The 17,574-nt window shown below is 62.9% G+C and carries 12 protein-coding genes; 3 read left to right on the top strand and 9 right to left on the bottom strand.

Features of this window, described 5'->3' with window-relative positions:
* Positions 1-417 precede the first annotated feature (417 nt).
* A complete protein-coding gene (locus LCW13_RS06295; protein WP_043334489.1) occupies positions 418-624 on the top strand; it encodes a cold-shock protein in 207 nt (68 codons plus the stop codon).
* Between the two features lie 264 nt (positions 625-888).
* Here LCW13_RS06295 and gcvT read toward each other — a convergent pair whose 3' ends face one another.
* Both gcvT and LCW13_RS06285 read right to left on the bottom strand, forming a co-directional pair.
* Positions 889-2,022, bottom strand: a complete 1,134-nt coding sequence (gcvT, locus tag LCW13_RS06290) for a glycine cleavage system aminomethyltransferase GcvT (protein WP_394805766.1) — start codon at positions 2,020-2,022, stop codon at positions 889-891.
* Positions 2,023-2,276: 254 nt separating this feature from the next.
* Positions 2,277-3,638, bottom strand: coding sequence for an alanine/glycine:cation symporter family protein (locus LCW13_RS06285; protein WP_225996440.1), 1,362 nt, complete (start codon positions 3,636-3,638; stop codon positions 2,277-2,279).
* 897 nt (positions 3,639-4,535) lie between these two features.
* Here LCW13_RS06285 and gcvH point away from each other — a divergent pair.
* Together gcvH and gcvP are read left to right on the top strand one after the other, a co-directional pair.
* The gene (gene gcvH, locus LCW13_RS06280; protein ID WP_043334495.1) at positions 4,536-4,928 is read left to right on the top strand and encodes a glycine cleavage system protein GcvH; all 393 of its coding nucleotides are present in this window, start codon (positions 4,536-4,538) and stop codon (positions 4,926-4,928) included.
* 311 nt (positions 4,929-5,239) lie between these two features.
* Positions 5,240-8,134 (top strand): aminomethyl-transferring glycine dehydrogenase, encoded by a 2,895-nt coding sequence (gene gcvP / locus LCW13_RS06275; protein WP_215824173.1) that lies wholly within the window; start codon positions 5,240-5,242, stop codon positions 8,132-8,134.
* 182 nt (positions 8,135-8,316) lie between these two features.
* Here the strand turns inward: gcvP and LCW13_RS06270 are convergent, their stop codons facing one another.
* The 7 genes from LCW13_RS06270 to LCW13_RS06240 all read right to left on the bottom strand — a co-directional run bounded on the left by LCW13_RS06270 (position 8,317) and on the right by LCW13_RS06240 (position 16,941).
* Positions 8,317-9,969 carry an ABC transporter substrate-binding protein gene (locus LCW13_RS06270; protein WP_225348116.1) on the bottom strand — a complete coding sequence of 551 codons (1,653 nt, stop codon included), beginning with the start codon at positions 9,967-9,969 and terminating at the stop codon, positions 8,317-8,319.
* A gap of 329 nt (positions 9,970-10,298) precedes the next feature.
* Positions 10,299-12,365 carry a DUF4955 domain-containing protein gene (locus LCW13_RS06265; protein WP_153635421.1) on the bottom strand — a complete coding sequence of 689 codons (2,067 nt, stop codon included), beginning with the start codon at positions 12,363-12,365 and terminating at the stop codon, positions 10,299-10,301.
* A gap of 156 nt (positions 12,366-12,521) precedes the next feature.
* Positions 12,522-12,794: a DUF2160 domain-containing protein gene (locus tag LCW13_RS06260; RefSeq protein WP_043334560.1), complete on the bottom strand. Its 273-nt coding sequence runs from the start codon at positions 12,792-12,794 to the stop codon at positions 12,522-12,524.
* Between the two features lie 73 nt (positions 12,795-12,867).
* Positions 12,868-13,668, bottom strand: a complete 801-nt coding sequence (locus LCW13_RS06255; protein WP_043334505.1) for a carbohydrate ABC transporter permease — start codon at positions 13,666-13,668, stop codon at positions 12,868-12,870.
* 11 nt (positions 13,669-13,679) lie between these two features.
* The gene (locus tag LCW13_RS06250) at positions 13,680-14,549 is read right to left on the bottom strand and encodes a carbohydrate ABC transporter permease (RefSeq protein ID WP_043334509.1); all 870 of its coding nucleotides are present in this window, start codon (positions 14,547-14,549) and stop codon (positions 13,680-13,682) included.
* Entirely contained in the window at positions 14,549-15,787 is a 1,239-nt protein-coding gene (locus LCW13_RS06245) for an ABC transporter ATP-binding protein (protein ID WP_153635420.1), read from the bottom strand. Before LCW13_RS06245 ends, LCW13_RS06250 begins: the two co-directional genes overlap by 1 nt.
* A complete protein-coding gene (locus LCW13_RS06240; protein WP_153635419.1) occupies positions 15,787-16,941 on the bottom strand; it encodes an ABC transporter ATP-binding protein in 1,155 nt (384 codons plus the stop codon). The genes LCW13_RS06245 and LCW13_RS06240 overlap by 1 nt, the downstream gene beginning before the upstream one ends.
* Positions 16,942-17,574: the final 633 nt, after the last annotated feature.

Genomic DNA, 17,574 nt, shown 5'->3' with positions numbered 1-17,574 from the left:
GCTGCCATCGCTGCCGGCTTTTTTGTGTCCATCGCCCGCCATACGGGGCTTTGCGCCATTCAACCCCCTATACAAGAAAAGCCGCACTATGGTCTTTTACCTACAGGTGTCATCGCTCACACCAAGATAACGGGATAAAAAACAAGCGGACTCCTTGCCCTCGGTGTGGCGAAATTCTCAGCACTATTGGCACGGCTTTGCGGGCGAATTCTGCGCACGATTATTAGGCAAAAGGATAAGTTTTTGATATTTCATTTGACCTTACCGCCCGAGCAGCGCAGTATTGCTCTCGTTGGTTAGCAAGTCGAATATCGTCAGTCGTGATCGAAGCACTTCGGTACCTGGTGTATATCCTCCTTGTTTTACCCACGTTTATCGGGTAACTCCCGGCAATATCATCAGTAAGGAATTACGATCATGGCAACTGGCACAGTCAAGTGGTTCAACGACACCAAAGGTTTCGGCTTCATTTCTCCGGACGACAACGGTGACGACCTGTTCGCACACTTCTCCGAAATCCAGGCTGAAGGCTTCAAGTCTCTGCAAGACGGTCAGAAGGTCTCCTTCGACGTCACCCAGGGCAAGAAAGGCCTCCAGGCCGCTAACATCAAGCTGATCGACTAAGCTTTGATTTTAGCTGGAAGAGGCTACCCCCTCCTCCGACAGAAAAGCCCGCTTCGGCGGGCTTTTCTGCGTCTGGCGTTCGCGCACGCCGCGGGGTATCGCATCCCTCCGCATGCCCGAGTGCCAGACATGAAAAAAGGGACTGCCTGGGCAGTCCCTTTTTCGTTTCCCTTCCTTTTCGTATCTCTTCAAGGCGCTGCTACCCGCGACGGGTCGTCACGCCTCGCAGCGAGCCTGACTGTGGCTCACCTGACCACGGTGCGCTTACCCCCGATAGTAGCGCTGCTCGACGAACGGCATCTTCGTCACCGTCATCGGCAGACGCTTGCCACGCACATCGGCAAACACTTCGGTCTCGAGTGCGCTGTGAGCGATGCTCACGTAGCCCATCGCCACCGGCTTGCCATAGGTCGGCCCGAAGCTGCCGGAGGTCACCACACCGATACGATTGTCCTGGGCATCATAGAGCTCAGCCCCTTCGCGGATAGGCGCACGCCCCTGGGCAACCAGCCCCACCCGCTTGCGGGTGTGATCCTTGTTGGCGATCTGGGTCAGGATGACATCGGCCCCCGGGAAGCCGCCTTCACGCTCGCCGCCCTGACGACGCACCTTGCCCAACGCCCAGATCAGGCTGCCTTCCACCGGCGAGGTGGTGGTATCGAGATCGTGACCGTACAGGCACAGCCCCGCCTCGAGACGCAGCGAGTCCCGCGCGCCAAGACCGATGAACTCCACCTCCTCAATCGCCAGCAACAGACGCGCGAAACGCTCTGCGTCGGCATCGGGCACGGAGATCTCGAAGCCATCCTCGCCGGTATAGCCACTGCGGCTGACCCAACACTCGATGCCCTCGATGGTGACGTGGGCATGGTGCATGAAGGTCAGCTCGCAGGCCTCGGGCGACAGACGCTGCATCACCGCGTGAGCCATCGGCCCCTGCAGTGCGAGCAGTGCCCGATCATCCAGCACCTCAAGCTCGATATCCATCGGCAGGCCGACCCGCAGGTGCGCGATGTCCTGATCCTTGCAGGCAGCGTTCACCACCACGTAGAGGTGATCACCGCCATTGACGATCATCAAGTCATCCAGGATACCGCCAGTGTCGGAGGTCAGCAGGCCATAGCGCTGCATGCCCACCGGCAGGTCGATGATATCCGTCGGCACCAGGGCCTCCAGCGCCGCCTGCACATTCTCGCCACGCAGGATCAACTGCCCCATGTGCGAGACATCGAACAGCCCTGCCTTGGCGCGCGTGTGTTCATGCTCCTTCTTGACGCCAAGCGGGTACTGCACGGGCATGGAATAGCCGGCGAACTCGACCATCCTGGCCCCCTGCTCGACATGCAGGTCATGAAGGGCGGTCTGCTTGAGACCCGTCACTGCGGCGGAATCGGACATCGTCATTCTCCAGGTTGGCTTGCGATGACTCTCAGAGATGGCACCCGAACGGCACACGCTCTCTAGAGGCTTGTTGTCATGGGCACTGCTGTCAGGGCACCGCTGTCAGGAGCCCTGCCGGCATGGGCACTGCTCTCAAGAGCACTGCCGACTTGAACAGGGCACCCTGCGCCTGCACCGCCCAGATCAGGTGACCCGAGCGATGCAGAAGGCAGTCAGTGGCACGGTAGGGCCAGGCGAGTCATCAGCGTCGTTCAGCGATCTTCGCCAGCCAGCACTTCCTTGCCATCAAAATAATCACGCGTCAGCTTGAAGACCACCGGCGACAGCAGCGCCAGACCGATCAGGTTCGGAATCGCCATCAGCGCATTGAAGGTGTCCGCCATCAGCCAGATCAGGTCGAGCTTGGCCATCGCGCCCAGCGGAATCGCGATCACGAACACGATGCGATACAGCATGATGGCACGCGTACCGAACAGGTACTGGAAGCACTTCTCACCATAGAAGGACCAGCCAAGAATGGTGGTGAAGGCGAAGACCGCCAGCGCGATGGCCACCAGGTGGTTGCCCACGCCCGGCAGCGCCTGATCGAAGGACATCGAGGTCAGGGCCGCGCCGGTTTCCCCGGAAGACCACAGGCCGGAAGTGATGATCGCCAGCGCCGTGATGGTGCAGATGATGATGGTGTCGATGAAGGTCCCCAGCATCGCGACCAGCCCCTGACGAACCGGGTTCTTGGTCTGCGCCGCCGCGTGGGCGATGGGCGCACTGCCCAGGCCCGCTTCATTGGAGAAGATACCGCGCGCCACACCGAAGCGGATGGCGGCCATCACCGCTGCCCCGGCAAAGCCGCCGGTAGCCGCGACCGGATTGAAGGCATAGGTGAAGATGAGGCCGAAGGCATGGCCGATCTGGTCGGCGTTGATCACCAGGATGATGATGCCGGCCAGGAAGTAGGCGATGGCCATGAACGGCACCAGCTTGCCCGCCACGCTGGAGATACGCTTGATGCCACCGAGAATCACGGCGCCGGCCAGCACCATCATCACCACACCGGAGACCCAGTGCGGGATGGCGAAGGACGTTTCCAGCGCATCCGCGACCGAGTTGGACTGCACGGTGTTGCCGATGCCGAAGGCCGCGAAGCAACCGAAGAAGGCGAAGGCACCGCCCAGCCAGCCCCACTTGGCGCCCAGACCGTTGCGGATGTAGTACATCGGGCCACCGACATGGTTGCCGGTGTCATCGACTTCACGATAACGCACGGCACACACGGCCTCGGCGTACTTGGTCGCCATGCCGACCAGCGCGGTGATCCACATCCAGAAGATCGCCCCCGGGCCACCCAGCGCGATGGCGGTTGCCACGCCCGCGATGTTGCCGGTACCGATGGTCGCCGACAGCGACGTCATCAGGGCATTGAAAGGAGAAATCTCGCCGTCGCCATCCTTGCCCGGCGCACGACCATTCCACAACAGCTTGAAGCCGGTACCCAACTTGCGAAGCGGCATGCCCTTGAGGCCTGCCTGAAGATAGAAGCCGACCCCGAGCAACAGGATCAGCATCAATGGGCCCCAGACGACGCCATTGATGGCACTAAAGACGGAACTGATCATTTCCACGCAGATTTCCTCCGCTGAATTGTTGTTATCACACGATGCGCAGTGACTCGTGGCGGTACCATCCCCAGGCGGGTGATCGACCCGCGACGAGCCTCCCACGGCATTTTCACCGTTGGGACAGCTCACATTAGCGGAAGCTATCTCACTTCACTAGCCCAACAGGGCTTTACGCTGGCAGGTGAGGCAATCATTGCGTAAAAAGTACGATGAGACTGCGCCAACTCGCATGTTTCATCGCCTCATCGTGTCTTCTGGCAGCAGATCCTGCGCCGGGTGATCTCGAGACTGACGAAAAAAGTCTCACAACAAACCGAGCCGGATGTCGAGACAAATGACGAACCGAAAGCCGAGCCGCATGCCCGGCGCGGTAACCCTCAGGTAAAGACTCCCTCAGCGCCACTAGCACTCTCACGCGCTCTCATCAGGTTCGCTCTGCTCGAACGCATCAGGCATTGACAGCCGGGTCTTCACGACACAACATGGAAACAAGTTTCCGATAAGAAACTGTCGGCACCATAACGCGAGTTTGAGCGCCTCGCAACAGTGACCCGGACATCCTCGCCCACTGGCGCGACCGATCTCCCGCGCTGCTGCAATGCACTCAACCTCTCACGAGGTGTCACGGCGCGCTGGAAAGGCGCTGGGCGGCCTGGCCAGCGATGCACATCCATGGGCCAGGCAGGCCCGTGATGGCGGGCTTCATGAGTGAACCACGCAAGACACTGGACGCCCGAAGAGTGACAGACCACGATAGAGGTACGGCCGTCAGCAATACACGCCCAAAGTCGTAGCATCACGCGGCAGTCTGCCACTGCCACACGCCGGGACCTTGGGGCATAATGACGTACCGATTCCCTGAATCAGAAAATCTTTTCACATAGGAAAACACTCATGAGCAATATTCCCGCCACGCTGAAGTACACCGAGAGTCACGAGTGGGTTCAGGACAACGGTGATGGCACCGTGACCATCGGGATCACCGACCACGCCCAGGAAGCGCTGGGCGACGTCGTCTTCGTCGAACTGCCGGAAGTCGGCCGTGAGCTGGCGCTGGAAGAAGAGTTCGGGGTCATCGAGTCCGTCAAGGCGGCCTCTGATCTGTACGCGCCGCTGGCCGGTGAAGTCATCGCCGTCAACGAGAGCCTCGAAGACGCGCCGGAATCCGTCAACGAAAGCCCCTATGACGATGCCTGGATTCTGAAGATGAAGGTCGCTGACAGCGCCGAACTCGACAAGCTGCTCGACGCTGATGCCTATTCTCAGCTGGTCGAAAGCGAAGCCTGATCGCCGTCAACCTCCTGTCCATGCCGCAGACGCTCAGGGCAGGAGGTTTCAGCGCCTTTCCGCGCTCGCATATAGCCGCACTCGCGCACAGCCACCCTCGTGACTGCGCCACCCCGTTTCGATGGCACGACGCCCCTGACACGACCGCCCTTGCAGGTCGCGCGGGGAGTGAAGCAACTGCAGCATGCTCGGCAGTGATGTCGATGCCCCCATGATTCCCGACGCCCTGCCCGCCGCTTCCTCGCTGGCACGGTGATGTTCCTCCCGCGGACTGCCCTCTGCAGTCCCCGTTGCAGCACAGGATTTCTTGCATGGCTCACGAGACGCTTACCCTGGCCCAGCTGGCCGGACACGACGATTTCATCTCCCGCCACAATGGGCCGACCGATGCCAATGTGACGCGCATGTTGGCGACGCTGGGCGAAGAGAGCATCGCCACGCTCATCGACCGCACGGTGCCCACCGCCATTCGTCTGGGCCGTGAGCTGGATCTCGAAGGGCCACGCACGGAATCCGAAGCACTGGACTACCTGAAGCGCCTCGCGCGTCAGAACAAGGTGTTCAAGACCTATATCGGTCAGGGTTACCACAACACCCACCTGCCGGCGGTCATCCAGCGCAACGTGCTGGAAAATCCGGGCTGGTACACCGCCTATACGCCGTATCAGCCGGAAATCGCCCAGGGCCGTCTCGAAGGACTGCTCAACTTCCAGCAGGCGGTGATGGACCTGACCGGCATGGAGCTGGCCAACGCCAGCCTGCTGGACGAAGCCACCGCCGCTGCCGAGGCCATGGCGCTGTGTCAACGCGGCAACAAGAAGAGCAAGAGCAAGCGCTTCTTCATCGCCGATGACGTGCTGCCGCAGACCCTGGACGTCATGCGCACCCGCGCCGACTACTTCGGCTTCGAGCTGATCATCGATGCCGCCGAGAACGTCGGCGAGCACGACATCTTCGGCGCCCTCTTCCAGTATCCGGGCAACACCGGTCAGGTGCGCGACCTCGCGCCGCTGCTGGACGCCGCGCGCGCCAATGGCGCGATGAGCGTGGTGGCCGCCGACCTGCTGAGCCTGGTGCTGCTCAAGTCGCCGGGCAGCCTCGGCGCCGACATCGTCGTCGGTACCTCCCAGCGCTTCGGCGTGCCGATGGGCTTCGGCGGCCCGCACGCGGCCTTCTTCGCCACCACCGACAAGCTCAAGCGCTCCATCCCGGGCCGCATCATCGGCGTCTCCAAGGACTCACGCGGCAACCCGGCACTGCGCATGGCGATGCAGACCCGCGAGCAGCACATCCGCCGCGAGAAGGCGACCTCCAACATCTGTACCGCCCAGGCACTGCTGGCCAACATCGCCGGCTTCTACGCCGTCTATCACGGTGCCGAGGGCCTCAAGCGCATCGCCACCCGCGTGCATCGCCTGACCAGCATTCTCGCCGAGGGCGTCAGCCGTTGCGGCATGGCACTGGCCCACGACAGCTGGTTCGATGCCATCACCGTGACCGGCGTGGATGAGGGCAAGATCCACGGTCGCGAGCTGACCCACGAGATCAACCTGCGCCACCACGGCGACGGCCGCATCACCATCAACCTCGACGAGACCACCACCGCCGCTGACGTCGGCGTGCTGTTCGACGTGCTGCTCGGCGAGGAGCACGGCCTGTCCGTCGCCGCGCTGGACCAGGACCTGCTGGCCAAGGGCGCAAGCGCGATTCCGGCGGCCTGCCAGCGTGACAGCGACTTCCTGACCCACCCGACCTTCAGCCGCTACCACTCGGAAACCGAGATGCTGCGCTACCTGAAGCGTCTGGAGAACAAGGACCTGTCGCTGACCCACGCGATGATTCCGCTGGGCAGCTGCACCATGAAGCTGAACGCCACCACCGAGATGATCCCGGTCACCTGGCCCGAATTCGCCAACGTCCATCCCTTCGCACCGTCGGATCAGGTAGTCGGCTACAAGCAGATGATCGATGAGCTGTCGGCCTTCCTGGTCGAGATCACCGGCTACGACGCCATCTCCATGCAGCCGAATTCCGGCGCGCAGGGGGAATACGCGGGGCTGGTCGCGATCCGTCGCTACCAGGCCTCCATCGGCGAAGGCGCGCGCGACATCTGCCTGATCCCCAGCTCCGCCCACGGCACCAACCCGGCCTCCGCCGCGATGGCCGCCATGAAGGTGGTGGTGGTCGAGTGTGACGCCAACGGCAACATCGACATCGCCGACCTGCGCGCCAAGGCCGAACAGCACAGCGACAAGCTGTCCGCGATCATGATCACCTACCCGTCCACCCACGGCGTGTTCGAGGAAACCGTGCGCGAGGCCTGTCAGGTCGTTCACGACCACGGCGGCCAGGTCTACATCGACGGCGCCAACATGAACGCTCAGGTCGGCATCTGCCGCCCGGGTGACTTCGGCGGCGATGTCTCGCACCTCAACCTGCACAAGACCTTCTGCATTCCCCACGGTGGCGGCGGCCCGGGCATGGGCCCGATCGGCATCAAGGCCCACCTGGCGCCGTTCGTCTCCAACCACGTGGTCACCCCGCTGGAAGGCGTGAAGCCGGAATGCACCGCCGTCTCGGCCGCCGCCTTCGGTTCCGCGGCGATCCTGCCGATCTCCTGGGCCTACATCAAGATGATGGGCGCGCAGGGGCTGCGTGAAGCCACCGAGCTTGCGATCCTCAACGCCAACTACATCGCCACGCGTCTCGATGGGCACTATCCGGTGCTCTATCGCGGCAAGAACGGCACCGTGGCGCATGAGTGCATCATCGATATCCGCCCGCTGAAGGCCGCTTCCGGCATCAGCGAGGAAGACATCGCCAAGCGTCTGATCGACTACGGCTTCCACGCGCCGACCATGTCGTTCCCGGTGGCGGGCACGCTGATGGTCGAGCCCACCGAGTCCGAGTCGCTCTACGAGATCGACCGTTTCTGTGAGGCGATGATCGCGATTCGCGCCGAGATCACCCGTGTCGAGCAAGGTGAGTGGACCCTGGAAGACAACCCGCTGGTGCACGCGCCGCACACCCAGGCCGACCTGATGGACGCCGAGTGGACGCGCAGCTACTCCCGCGAGATCGGCGCCTTCCCCAGCGAGCACGTCAAGGCCGCCAAGCAGTGGCCGGCGGTCAACCGGGTCGACAACGTGCACGGCGATCGTCAGTTGATCTGCTCCTGCCCGAGCATCGATCTCTACCGTGATTGAGAGCCGTGACTGAACGCGGTAATTAAAAGCCGTAACGGTAAGCCAGCAATGAGAAAGTGATGAAACGCTGTCGCTGATCGCTGTGGCACAAAAACGCCCCTGCCGGGAAACCGGCAGGGGCGTTGTCGTTGCTGCTGTCTTTCAGGAAACTGCTCGAAGGCGCACTGTCGCGCCGGCCAAACTTACTCCTTCCAGCTCTTGAGCAGCTCGTCGTAGGCGATGGTCTCGCCCTTGGGCTTCTCGTTGTCCAGCTTGGCCTTCGGCGCACCCGGCTGGGCGAACCAGTACTCCGCATCACGCTCCTCGTTGAGCTTCGGCCCACAGTTGTCCATCACCTTGGCGCGCTCGAGACGCTCGAGAATGCGGTCCTGCGCCTTGGCCAGACCATCGAGGGCTTCCTGCGGCGTGGCTTCGCCGCTGGCGGCCTGGGAGATGTACTGCCACCACAGCTGGGCGAGCTTCGGGTAATCCGGCACGTTGGTCCCGGTCGGCGACCACTGCACCCGCGCCGGGCTGCGATAGAACTCGACCAGACCGCCCAGCTTCGGCGCGGCATCGGTCATCGCCTGGGACTGGATATCCGACTCGCGGATCGGCGTCAGCCCTTCCAGGGTCTTCTTGAGCGAGACGGTCTTGGCGGTGACGAACTGCGCGTACAGCCAGGCCGCGTGACGATTCTTCTCCGGCGTGGAATCGAAGAAGGTCCAGGCGCCCACGTCCTGATAGCCAAGCTTCATGCCCTCTTCCCAGTACGGGCCATGCGGCGACGGCGCCATGCGCCACTTCGGGGTGCCATCGTCGTTGACCACCGGCAGGCCATCCCGCGTCATGTCGGCGGTGAAGGCGGTGTACCAGAAGATCTGCTGGGCGATGTTGCCCTGGGACGGCACCGGACCGGACTCGGAGAAGGTCATGCCCTGGGCTTCCGGCGGTGCGTACTTGCCCAGCCAGTCGACATACTTGGTGGTGGCATAGACGGCCGCCGGGCCGTTGGCCGCGCCGCCACGTGTCACCGAGGAGCCCACCGGCTGACATTCCTCGACACGAATGCCCCACTCGTCCACCGGCAGGCCGTTGGGCAGGCCCTTGTCGCCGGCACCCGCCATCGAGAACCAGGCATCGGTGAAGCGCCAGCCAAGTGACGGGTCCTTCTTGCCGTAATCCATGTGGCCGTAGACCCGCTCACCGTCGATTTCCTTGACGTCATTGGTGAAGAAGTCGGCGATGTCCTCATAGGCCGACCAGTTGACCGGCACCCCCAGCTCGTAGCCGTACTTGTCCTTGAACTGCTTCTTCAAATCTTCGCGCTCGAACCAGTCGGCACGGAACCAGTAGAGGTTGGCGAACTGCTGGTCCGGCAGCTGATAGAGCTTGTCATCCGGGCCGGTGGTGAAATCCAGCCCGATGAAGTCGTCCAGATCCAGCGTCGGCGAGGTGAAGGCCTTGCCGTCGCCTTCCATCATGTCGCTGATCGGCACGACCTTGCCATAGCGGAAGTGCGTGCCGATCAGGTCGGAGTCGTTGACGTAGCCATCGTAGATATTGCGCCCGGACTGCATCTGGGTCTGCAGTTTCTCGATGACGTCGCCTTCCTGGATCAAGTCGTGGGTCAGCTTGATGCCGGTGATCTCGCTGAAGGCCTTGGCCAGCACCTTGGACTCGTATTCATGGGTGGTCAGGGTTTCCGAGGCCACCTTGATTTCCATGCCGCGCAGCGGTTCAGCGGCCTTGATGAACCATTCGAGCTCGGACATCTGCTCGTCCTTGCTCAGCGTGGAGGGTGAGAACTCCTGATCGATCCACTTCCTTGCCGCATCCTGATACTGATCGGCCATGGCCTGACTGGAAAGGCCGGCAAGCCCCGCCGCCGTGGCGAAGGCGATGGCGTAACGCAGGCGTGCGGGTCGAATGATGTGCTGACTCATGGGATGTCCCTTCATTGGCGTTATTGTTGTGTCGCGTCTTCCAACAACCACTTCCGTCAATCACGTGTCGCGCGGCGCGATTCGCCGCCTTGCTTGCTCTCGGTGCTGCTCGTCCTCCTGCCGTTGCGATCGGCTGTCGTTGGCTGCTGCTCTGTTGTTCTTGCTGCTCTGTTGTCCTTGCTGACCTGATTGCTCTGCTGCGCTGATGCCCTGATGCACTGATACTCAGCGGCTTGCTGTCACTCTCGCGTCTCCTGCAGCAGCTCGCGCTGGGCGCGGTAGAGCGAGGCGGGCTCCACGGCCTCGCCCGGCGACTCGACGCGTGCCTGCAAGGCATCCATCGGCGGCAAGGGGTCATACTCGGTCACGCCCTTGGCATTCATCACTCGGGCATAGTCATGGCGGTTGGCGATGCCCAGCGCATGCCCGGTCGCCCCGACGACCGTCGGCATGATCACCTTGCCGAAGTGGGAGTCGGCGCGCATGAAGGGCCAGGCAGCATGCGGCTTGCCGGTATTGACCGGATTCCACAGCACCAGCCCGCGCAGATGATTGGGCTGATGGCCGACACTGGCGCCCCAGCGGTCACGCACATGACCGCCACGCTTGCGATCGAACACGTTGTCGCGCGATTGCTGACCATGCAGCTCGATACCACTGTCACCGGCGTGCTCCAGTTCAAGGTAGACGTTATGGGTCGCGTAGCGGGCCACCCCGGGCGCATGCCAGGCATGACTTTGGTCGACTACCTGGCGGGCCAGTACCTGATTGCTGTCACTGATCGTCATCGCGATATGCCCGGGCTTGCCGGTCATCGTCACGTCTTCGAGTGTCAGCTGTGAGCTGTGGCGCACCTTCACCCCCTGATTGAAACTGTCGAGCCGCACGTCACGTACCCAGCCATCCGTGATGCCATCCAGGTCCAGAAGGCCGAAGCCGCTGTCATCCTCGGCACTGCGGTGATGCTTGAAGTGCCCCCGCCAGTTGCCCTTGAGCGTGATGCCCTGCACCCCGACTTCCCGCGCCGGGTGCAGGCGTGCGATGCGCCACTGCTCGCCGGGAAAGCGCTCATGCACCACCGGCAGCGAGAGCGTGAGGCGCTTGCCGTCACGTGCCACCACGCGATAGCGCGCCCGCTTGATCACTCCGTCACGCTCGATCAACCAGCGTGACTCGCCGGTGCTGGCGTCCTTTTCCATCTGATAGGGGGCCAGGGCACGCGCCACTGACTCAGGCCGCTTGTCGATGCTCTCCAGCAGCACCTCATCGCCTGGCGAGAGCGCTGCGCCATCTGTCTCATCCGACTGACCCGCCTCATCCGCCAGCGTGATCGTGTCCTGCGTATCCGCCGGCTGCCGGTGTCTCGTCGGTGTGACGGCTTGCCATTCTTCCTGCTTGCCCCCCTCGGCCAGATTGCCCAGATGCAGCAGCCAGGGAGTGCTCCAGTACCAGCTGGCGTGCAACGGCAGCATCGGCCGGGTCTGCTTGAGGTGCGTGACATCACTGCCCGCGCCCATCAAGGTCCAATGACTGCCTGCCAGACTCAAACCCTGCATCTTGAGCAATGCCTCGCGCAGCGCCTGCTGGTGTTCTGCGTCCGCCACCGCGGCTTTCAGTGCCACCAGGCGGGAGTGAAACCAGTCGCGCTCGGCCGCACCATACACCACGTAATCCCCCGCCGGGAAATAGAGCACGCCGCGGCGCGCCGGGCGGTCAGCGTCATCACTGCCCTGGCGCTGCCAGTCACGCATGGCGGCATGCGCCTCGAGAATGGCGCGGCGATCACTCAGGGTGTCACTACCATCCGCGCCGTAGGCCGTGACATCGAACCGGCGCAGCACGCCCTTTGCGCTCTCACCTGCCGTGCCCTTTTCTGCCTCGCCCTTTCCTGCCGCTTCACCCTCGTCACGGGACTCGAGCTCAAGCGCCGGCAGTGCCTCGCCCTGGTGGTAGCCGGCGCGGGAAACGTCTGGCAGTGGCAGTGGCTTGCGCGCCTTGGGTGAGCGGGTCTGATTGGCCTGCCACACGCGCTGATACTGCTGCCACAATGTTGATTGCCCTGCATCTTCCGTTTCGCCATCCCCGACCTGCTGATCAGGCGTCGCGGCGTCCGGGTTGTCGAGCGGTGTACCGGCCCACCAGCCGAGGGCGACAACGCAGGCAATGCTCAGCCCTGTCACGCCCGCCCAGAGACGACGGCGGTTCTTGCGGCCCGGCGAGGGAGAGTCGCCACGTGAAGCGCCATGTGAAGCACCCTTTGAAGCACTACCTGTAGACGAGCGATGCGGTGAACGAGATGACGACATGCAACGAGATTCCAGAGCGGCGAATGACACTGGCGGATGCCAGTCAGAACCGCTTGGGACTCCCCTCAGGCTGTCCGGTTCCGTGTTGCCACCGGGCGACGCTGCCTGTCGTCAGCGCTCTCTCCTCTTCACATCTCCCCGCATGTCATCCCCACTTCATCCCCACTTCATCAACACCAGCATCCAGACGACACACACGATGCTGATCATCCACAGCACCTGATCGGTAAAGCCCAACCACAGCAGATGCAGCCAGCCGCTGGAGAGCAGGCCGATGAACAGTCTGTCGCCCCGCGTGGTCGCGATGGGCAGAAATCCCTGCCGACTCAGCGTCGGGGTCACGAACTGCCAGGCGGTCATGCCCAGCAGCAGGGTGCCGATACCGGCAAAGAAGAGTGACGTGGGCAGTGTCCAGGCCATCCATTCCATCATCATGTCCTCTTGTGGGCCGCCAGCAGAGACTTGCTGACGGCAATGACAGCGGCGCTCGGCCTGGTGACGATCACACCCGGCCCAGGGCGAAGCCCTTGGCGACATGGTTGCGCACGAAGTAGATCACCAGAATGCCGGGAATCAGCGTCAGGGCACCGGCGGCGGCCAGCACGCCCCAGTCGATGCCCGAGGCCGAGACCGTTCGCGTCATCACCGCCGCTATCGGTTTCGCCTCCGTCGAGGTCAGGGTTCGCGCCAGCAACAGCTCCACCCACGAGAACATGAAGCAGAAGAAGGCGGTCACCCCGATTCCCGGGCGAATCATCGGAATGAACAGCGTCAGGAAGAAGCGCGGGAAGCTGTAGCCGTCGATATAGGCCGTCTCATCGATCTCCTTGGGTACGCCGGACATGAAGCCTTCCAGAATCCAGACCGCCAGCGGCACGTTGAACAGACAGTGCGCGAGTGCCACCGCCAGCGGGGTATCGAACAGCCCCACCGAGGAATAGAGCTGGAAGAACGGCAGCAGGAAGACCGCCGGCGGCGCCATGCGATTGGTCAGCAGCCAGAAGAACAGATGCTTGTCGCCCAGGAAGCGATAGCGCGAGAAGGCATAGGCCGCCGGCAGCGCCACCGCCAGCGAGATGAGCATGTTGAGCACCACGTAGCTCATCGAGTTGAGGTAGCCCATGTACCAGCTGGGGTCGGTGAAGATCACCCGATAGTTGTCGAAGGTGAAGTTCTCGGGCCACAGGGTCAGGCCGCCGAGAATCTCCTGATTCGACTTGAAGGACATGATCAGCAGCCAGTAGATCGGCACCAGCAGGAACAGCAGATAGATCGTCATTACCAGACGCTTGCGTGTGGTCATCACTCGTCTCCTCAGGCGTCGTCACTGTCCTGATGGGTCATGGCGGTATAGAACAGCCACGAGACCAGCAGGATGATGAGGAAGTAGATCAGCGAGAAGGCTGCGGCACGTCCGAGATCGAACTGGCCGATCGCCATCTGGGTCAAGGTCTGGGACAGGAAGGTGGTGGTGGTACCCGGCCCGCCACCGGTGAGCACGAAGGGCTCGGTGTAGATCATGAAGCTGTCCATGAAGCGCAACATGATGCCGATCAACAGCACGCTCTTGAGCTTGGGCAGCTGGATGTAGCGGAACACGGCCCAGGGCGAGGCACGGTCGATACGCGCGGCCTGGTAATAGACATCGGGAATGGCACGTAGCCCCGAATAGCACAGCAACGCCACCAGCGACGTCCAGTGCCAGACATCCATCACCAGCACCGTCACCCAGGCGTCAGCCGGATTGGAGGCGTAGTTGTAGTCGATGCCCAGCTGGCCCAGCGCCCAGCCGTAGAGACCGATGTCCTCACGACCGATGATCTGCCAGATGGTGCCGACCACATTCCAGGGGATCAGCAGCGGCAAGGCCAGCAGAATCATGCACAGCGAGACCATGAAGCCCTTGCGCGGCATCGAGAGCGCCACGGCGATCCCCAGCGGAATCTCGATGGCTAGCACCGCGAATGAATAGACGAACTGACGGATCAGCGAATCGTGCAGGCGCTCGTCACGCAGGATCTCGCGATACCACTCGGTGCCGACGAAGAAGCGCGTGGAGGGGTCGAAGATGTCCTGCACCGAGTAGTTGACCACCGTCATCATCGGGATGATGGCCGAGAATGCCACCACGATGACTACCGGCAGCACCAGCCACCAGGCGCGATTGTTGTGTGTGCGTTGCATCAGGCGTTTCCTCCCGGCCGCTGGTCATCTTCCCCTCTGACAGGGCCGCCACTCTCCCCTCTGGCAAAGCTGTCCGCCTCGCCACTGTCGGGCGCGCCGGCCTGTGACAGGTCCAGCAGGTGCTCATCGAGATAGAAGCGCTGCCAGCGGGCCGGCAGGCGCAGACGCACGCGGCCTGTCGGCAGCAGCGCATCTTCCTCGATGCGCGCCTTGAACAGGCAGCCGCCACCGATGTCGAGATCCACCACCTTGTAGGTCCCCAGGTCCTGCACCAGCGTGACCTGACCACTCAGCCAATGCTCGCGGGTGTCGGGAACCGCCGCCGCTGATGAGCTGTCGCTGGCCTCGAGCTCGACGAATTCGGGGCGAATGCCCAGTTTCAACTCGCCCTTGCGCTCCGCCAGTGTCGCTAGCAGCGCTCGTGGAAGATGCAGCAAGGGTGCATCCTCCCCCGTGCCGAGCCGCACGCCCTGCGATTCCAGCGTGATGCTGGCCAGGTTCATGCCCGGTGAGCCGATGAAGTAGCCCACGAAGGTGTGAGCGGGGTCCTCGAACAGCTCGCGCGGGGTGCCGAACTGCACGATGCGGCCCTCGTACATCACCGCGATCTTGTCGGCGAAGGTCGAGGCCTCCAGCTGATCATGGGTGACGTAGACCATGGTGATGTTGAACTGCTCGTGGATCTGCTTGAGCTTGCGGCGCAGCTTCCACTTGAGGTGGGGGTCGATGACCGTCAGCGGTTCATCGAACAGGATGGCGGCCACGTCATCGCGCACCAGGCCACGGCCCATCGAGACCTTCTGCTTCTCGTCGGCCGTCAGGTTGCTGGCACGCCGAGTCAGCAGGTCTTCCAGCTCCAGCACCTGGGCGATCTCACGCACCCGGGACTGCACCTTGTGCTCCGGCTGGCGCTGATTGCGCAGCGGAAAGGCCAGATTGTCGAAGACCGTCATGGTGTCGTAGACCACCGGGAACTGGAAAACCTGGGCAATGTTGCGCTCTTCCGGCGGCAGCCGATTGACCACGCGATCATCGAAGCGCACCTCGCCCTCGGAGGGGGCCAGCAGCCCGGAGATGATGTTGAGCAGCGTGCTCTTGCCACACCCCGACGGGCCGAGCAGTGCATAGGCGCCGCCCTGCTGCCAGACATGATTCATGCGCCGGATGGCGTAATCACTGTCCGCGGTGGGCGCCGCCAGGTAGCTGTGCGCCAGATCATTGAGGTGTATTTCCGCCATCAGGCCAGCCCTCCGCCAGTCGTGGTGGGTCGCTCGGGCGAGCGGATCAGTGCCCCATCGCCATGCTGTTCCGCCCCGTCACCACCATCGGCGGCATAGACGAACAGCTTGTGGGCGGGGGCATAGACGCGGATGGCATCATCCACGGCGAAGTCGTGGATGCCGGCCAGATGCAGGACCAGCGAGTGATCGTCATTGCTGACATGCAGGAAGGTCTCGGAGCCGGAGATCTCGGCGATATCCACCGTGACGGCGAACTCCAGATCATCATCGGCCAGAGGTGCCAGCCCCAGATGGCTGGGGCGGATGCCGAAGCGGTAGGCCCCGCTCTCGATCCCCGCCAGTGGCGTGGGCAGCACGAAACGGCTGCCCTGCTCGCCGGCACTGGCCGCGCCGGAGAACGCCAGCTCACGTCCGCGCACCTCGGCCTCGAACAGATTGATCTGCGGCTCGGAGTAGAGCTTCGCCGCCTCGACACTCAGTGGATGATGGTAGACGGCCTCGGTAGGCCCGGACTGCAGCACCCGCCCTTCATGCATCAGGGTGGTGGTGCCGCCGAGTGCCAGCGCCTCGCCGGGCTCGGTGGTGGCGTAGACGGCAATGGTGTTGCGGGTCGCGAACAGGCTGCGCATCTCGTGGCGCAGTTCTTCGCGCAGCTTGTAGTCGAGATTGACCAGCGGTTCATCGAACAGCACCAGGTCGGCGTCCTTGACCAGCGCCCGCGCCATGGCCGTGCGCTGCTGCTGGCCACCGGACAACTCCGCCGGCTGACGCGCAAGAAACTGCTCGATATGCAGCATCTCGGCGATCTCGTGCACGCGGCGGCGGATTTCCTCCGGCGCCATGCGCGCCAGCTTCAGCGGCGAGGCGATGTTGTCGTAGACGCTCAGGCTCGGGTAGTTGATGAACTGCTGATAGACCATCGAGATGTTGCGCTCGCGCACTGGACGGCCGGTCACGTCCTCGCCGTTCATCACGATGCGCCCGTCACTGGGCACATCGAGACCCGCCATCAGGCGCATCAGCGACGTCTTGCCGGACAGGGTGCGTCCCAGCAGCACATTGAAGGAGCCGGGCTCGAAGGTCAGGTCCACCCTGTCGATATGGGTCTCGCGGCCAACCCGGCGGGTGACCGCCTCAAGGCTCAAGGACATGGCGCTGTCTCGTCTGGTGAAAGTCATCGGGGCAAGGACACGGCCAACCACTGCCGAGTGTTCACACCCACCTGGTGACTATCCTCAAGCGAACCCTGTGCCAGCCGCGCGCAACCCCCTGCCCACAGACAGCCTCCATCGCCCCTCGGAGGGCGCCGGATTCCGCTCTTCTGTCGATCATTCAGCCACTTGCCAGATGCGACCAAGGCAGGGGCAGACCATGGTCTAGCCCGTCATCCGCCGCGTCTGCCGCTACTCTGATGAACAGTGTCTGCACACTGGAGTCCTCGGAACTGAACACTCACCACGCACAAGTGAACATTGCCGTGAACACTCCCCCAGACCGATCACAGCATCGATAACAGCACCAATAACAACAGAGGCCTGAAAGGCCCGCCGCACAAGGGACATCGCATGCCACTACCCCACGCCGCCAAACACTCAGCGCGCCACGCTGCTCATCATTCGGCCAAGCATCCAGCTCACCACGCAGAGGATCAGGCGCTCGATCCAAGCGCCGCCTGCGCAACGTCTGCGGCGGCGCTTCCACCTGCTCCCTCCTCTTCTCTTCCCTCTTCTTTCCCCTCGTCGCTGCCGCCCTCAACCCTCAGGTGTCCGCCGGAGGAGCTCGTC

This window comes from Cobetia amphilecti, from assembly GCF_020217465.1.
In the GTDB taxonomy this organism is placed as follows: Bacteria; Pseudomonadota; Gammaproteobacteria; order Pseudomonadales; family Halomonadaceae; genus Cobetia; species Cobetia amphilecti.
This window is presented reverse-complemented; position numbering and strand designations above follow the sequence as displayed.

Excerpts from the sequence above, each read along its gene's own strand:
- LCW13_RS06295 (WP_043334489.1), top strand. The coding sequence starts at position 418 with ATGGCAACTGGCACAGTCAAGTGGTTCAACGACACCAAAGGTTTCGGC.
- gcvT (WP_394805766.1), bottom strand. The coding sequence starts at position 2,022 with ATGTCCGATTCCGCCGCAGTGACGGGTCTCAAGCAGACCGCCCTTCAT.
- LCW13_RS06285 (WP_225996440.1), bottom strand. The coding sequence starts at position 3,638 with ATGATCAGTTCCGTCTTTAGTGCCATCAATGGCGTCGTCTGGGGCCCA.
- gcvH (WP_043334495.1), top strand. The coding sequence starts at position 4,536 with ATGAGCAATATTCCCGCCACGCTGAAGTACACCGAGAGTCACGAGTGG.
- gcvP (WP_215824173.1), top strand. The coding sequence starts at position 5,240 with ATGGCTCACGAGACGCTTACCCTGGCCCAGCTGGCCGGACACGACGAT.
- LCW13_RS06270 (WP_225348116.1), bottom strand. The coding sequence starts at position 9,969 with ATGGCCGATCAGTATCAGGATGCGGCAAGGAAGTGGATCGATCAGGAG.
- LCW13_RS06265 (WP_153635421.1), bottom strand. The coding sequence starts at position 12,365 with ATGTCGTCATCTCGTTCACCGCATCGCTCGTCTACAGGTAGTGCTTCA.
- LCW13_RS06260 (WP_043334560.1), bottom strand. The coding sequence starts at position 12,794 with ATGGAATGGATGGCCTGGACACTGCCCACGTCACTCTTCTTTGCCGGT.
- LCW13_RS06255 (WP_043334505.1), bottom strand. The coding sequence starts at position 13,668 with ATGACCACACGCAAGCGTCTGGTAATGACGATCTATCTGCTGTTCCTG.
- LCW13_RS06250 (WP_043334509.1), bottom strand. The coding sequence starts at position 14,549 with ATGCAACGCACACACAACAATCGCGCCTGGTGGCTGGTGCTGCCGGTA.
- LCW13_RS06245 (WP_153635420.1), bottom strand. The coding sequence starts at position 15,787 with ATGGCGGAAATACACCTCAATGATCTGGCGCACAGCTACCTGGCGGCG.
- LCW13_RS06240 (WP_153635419.1), bottom strand. The coding sequence starts at position 16,941 with ATGTCCTTGAGCCTTGAGGCGGTCACCCGCCGGGTTGGCCGCGAGACC.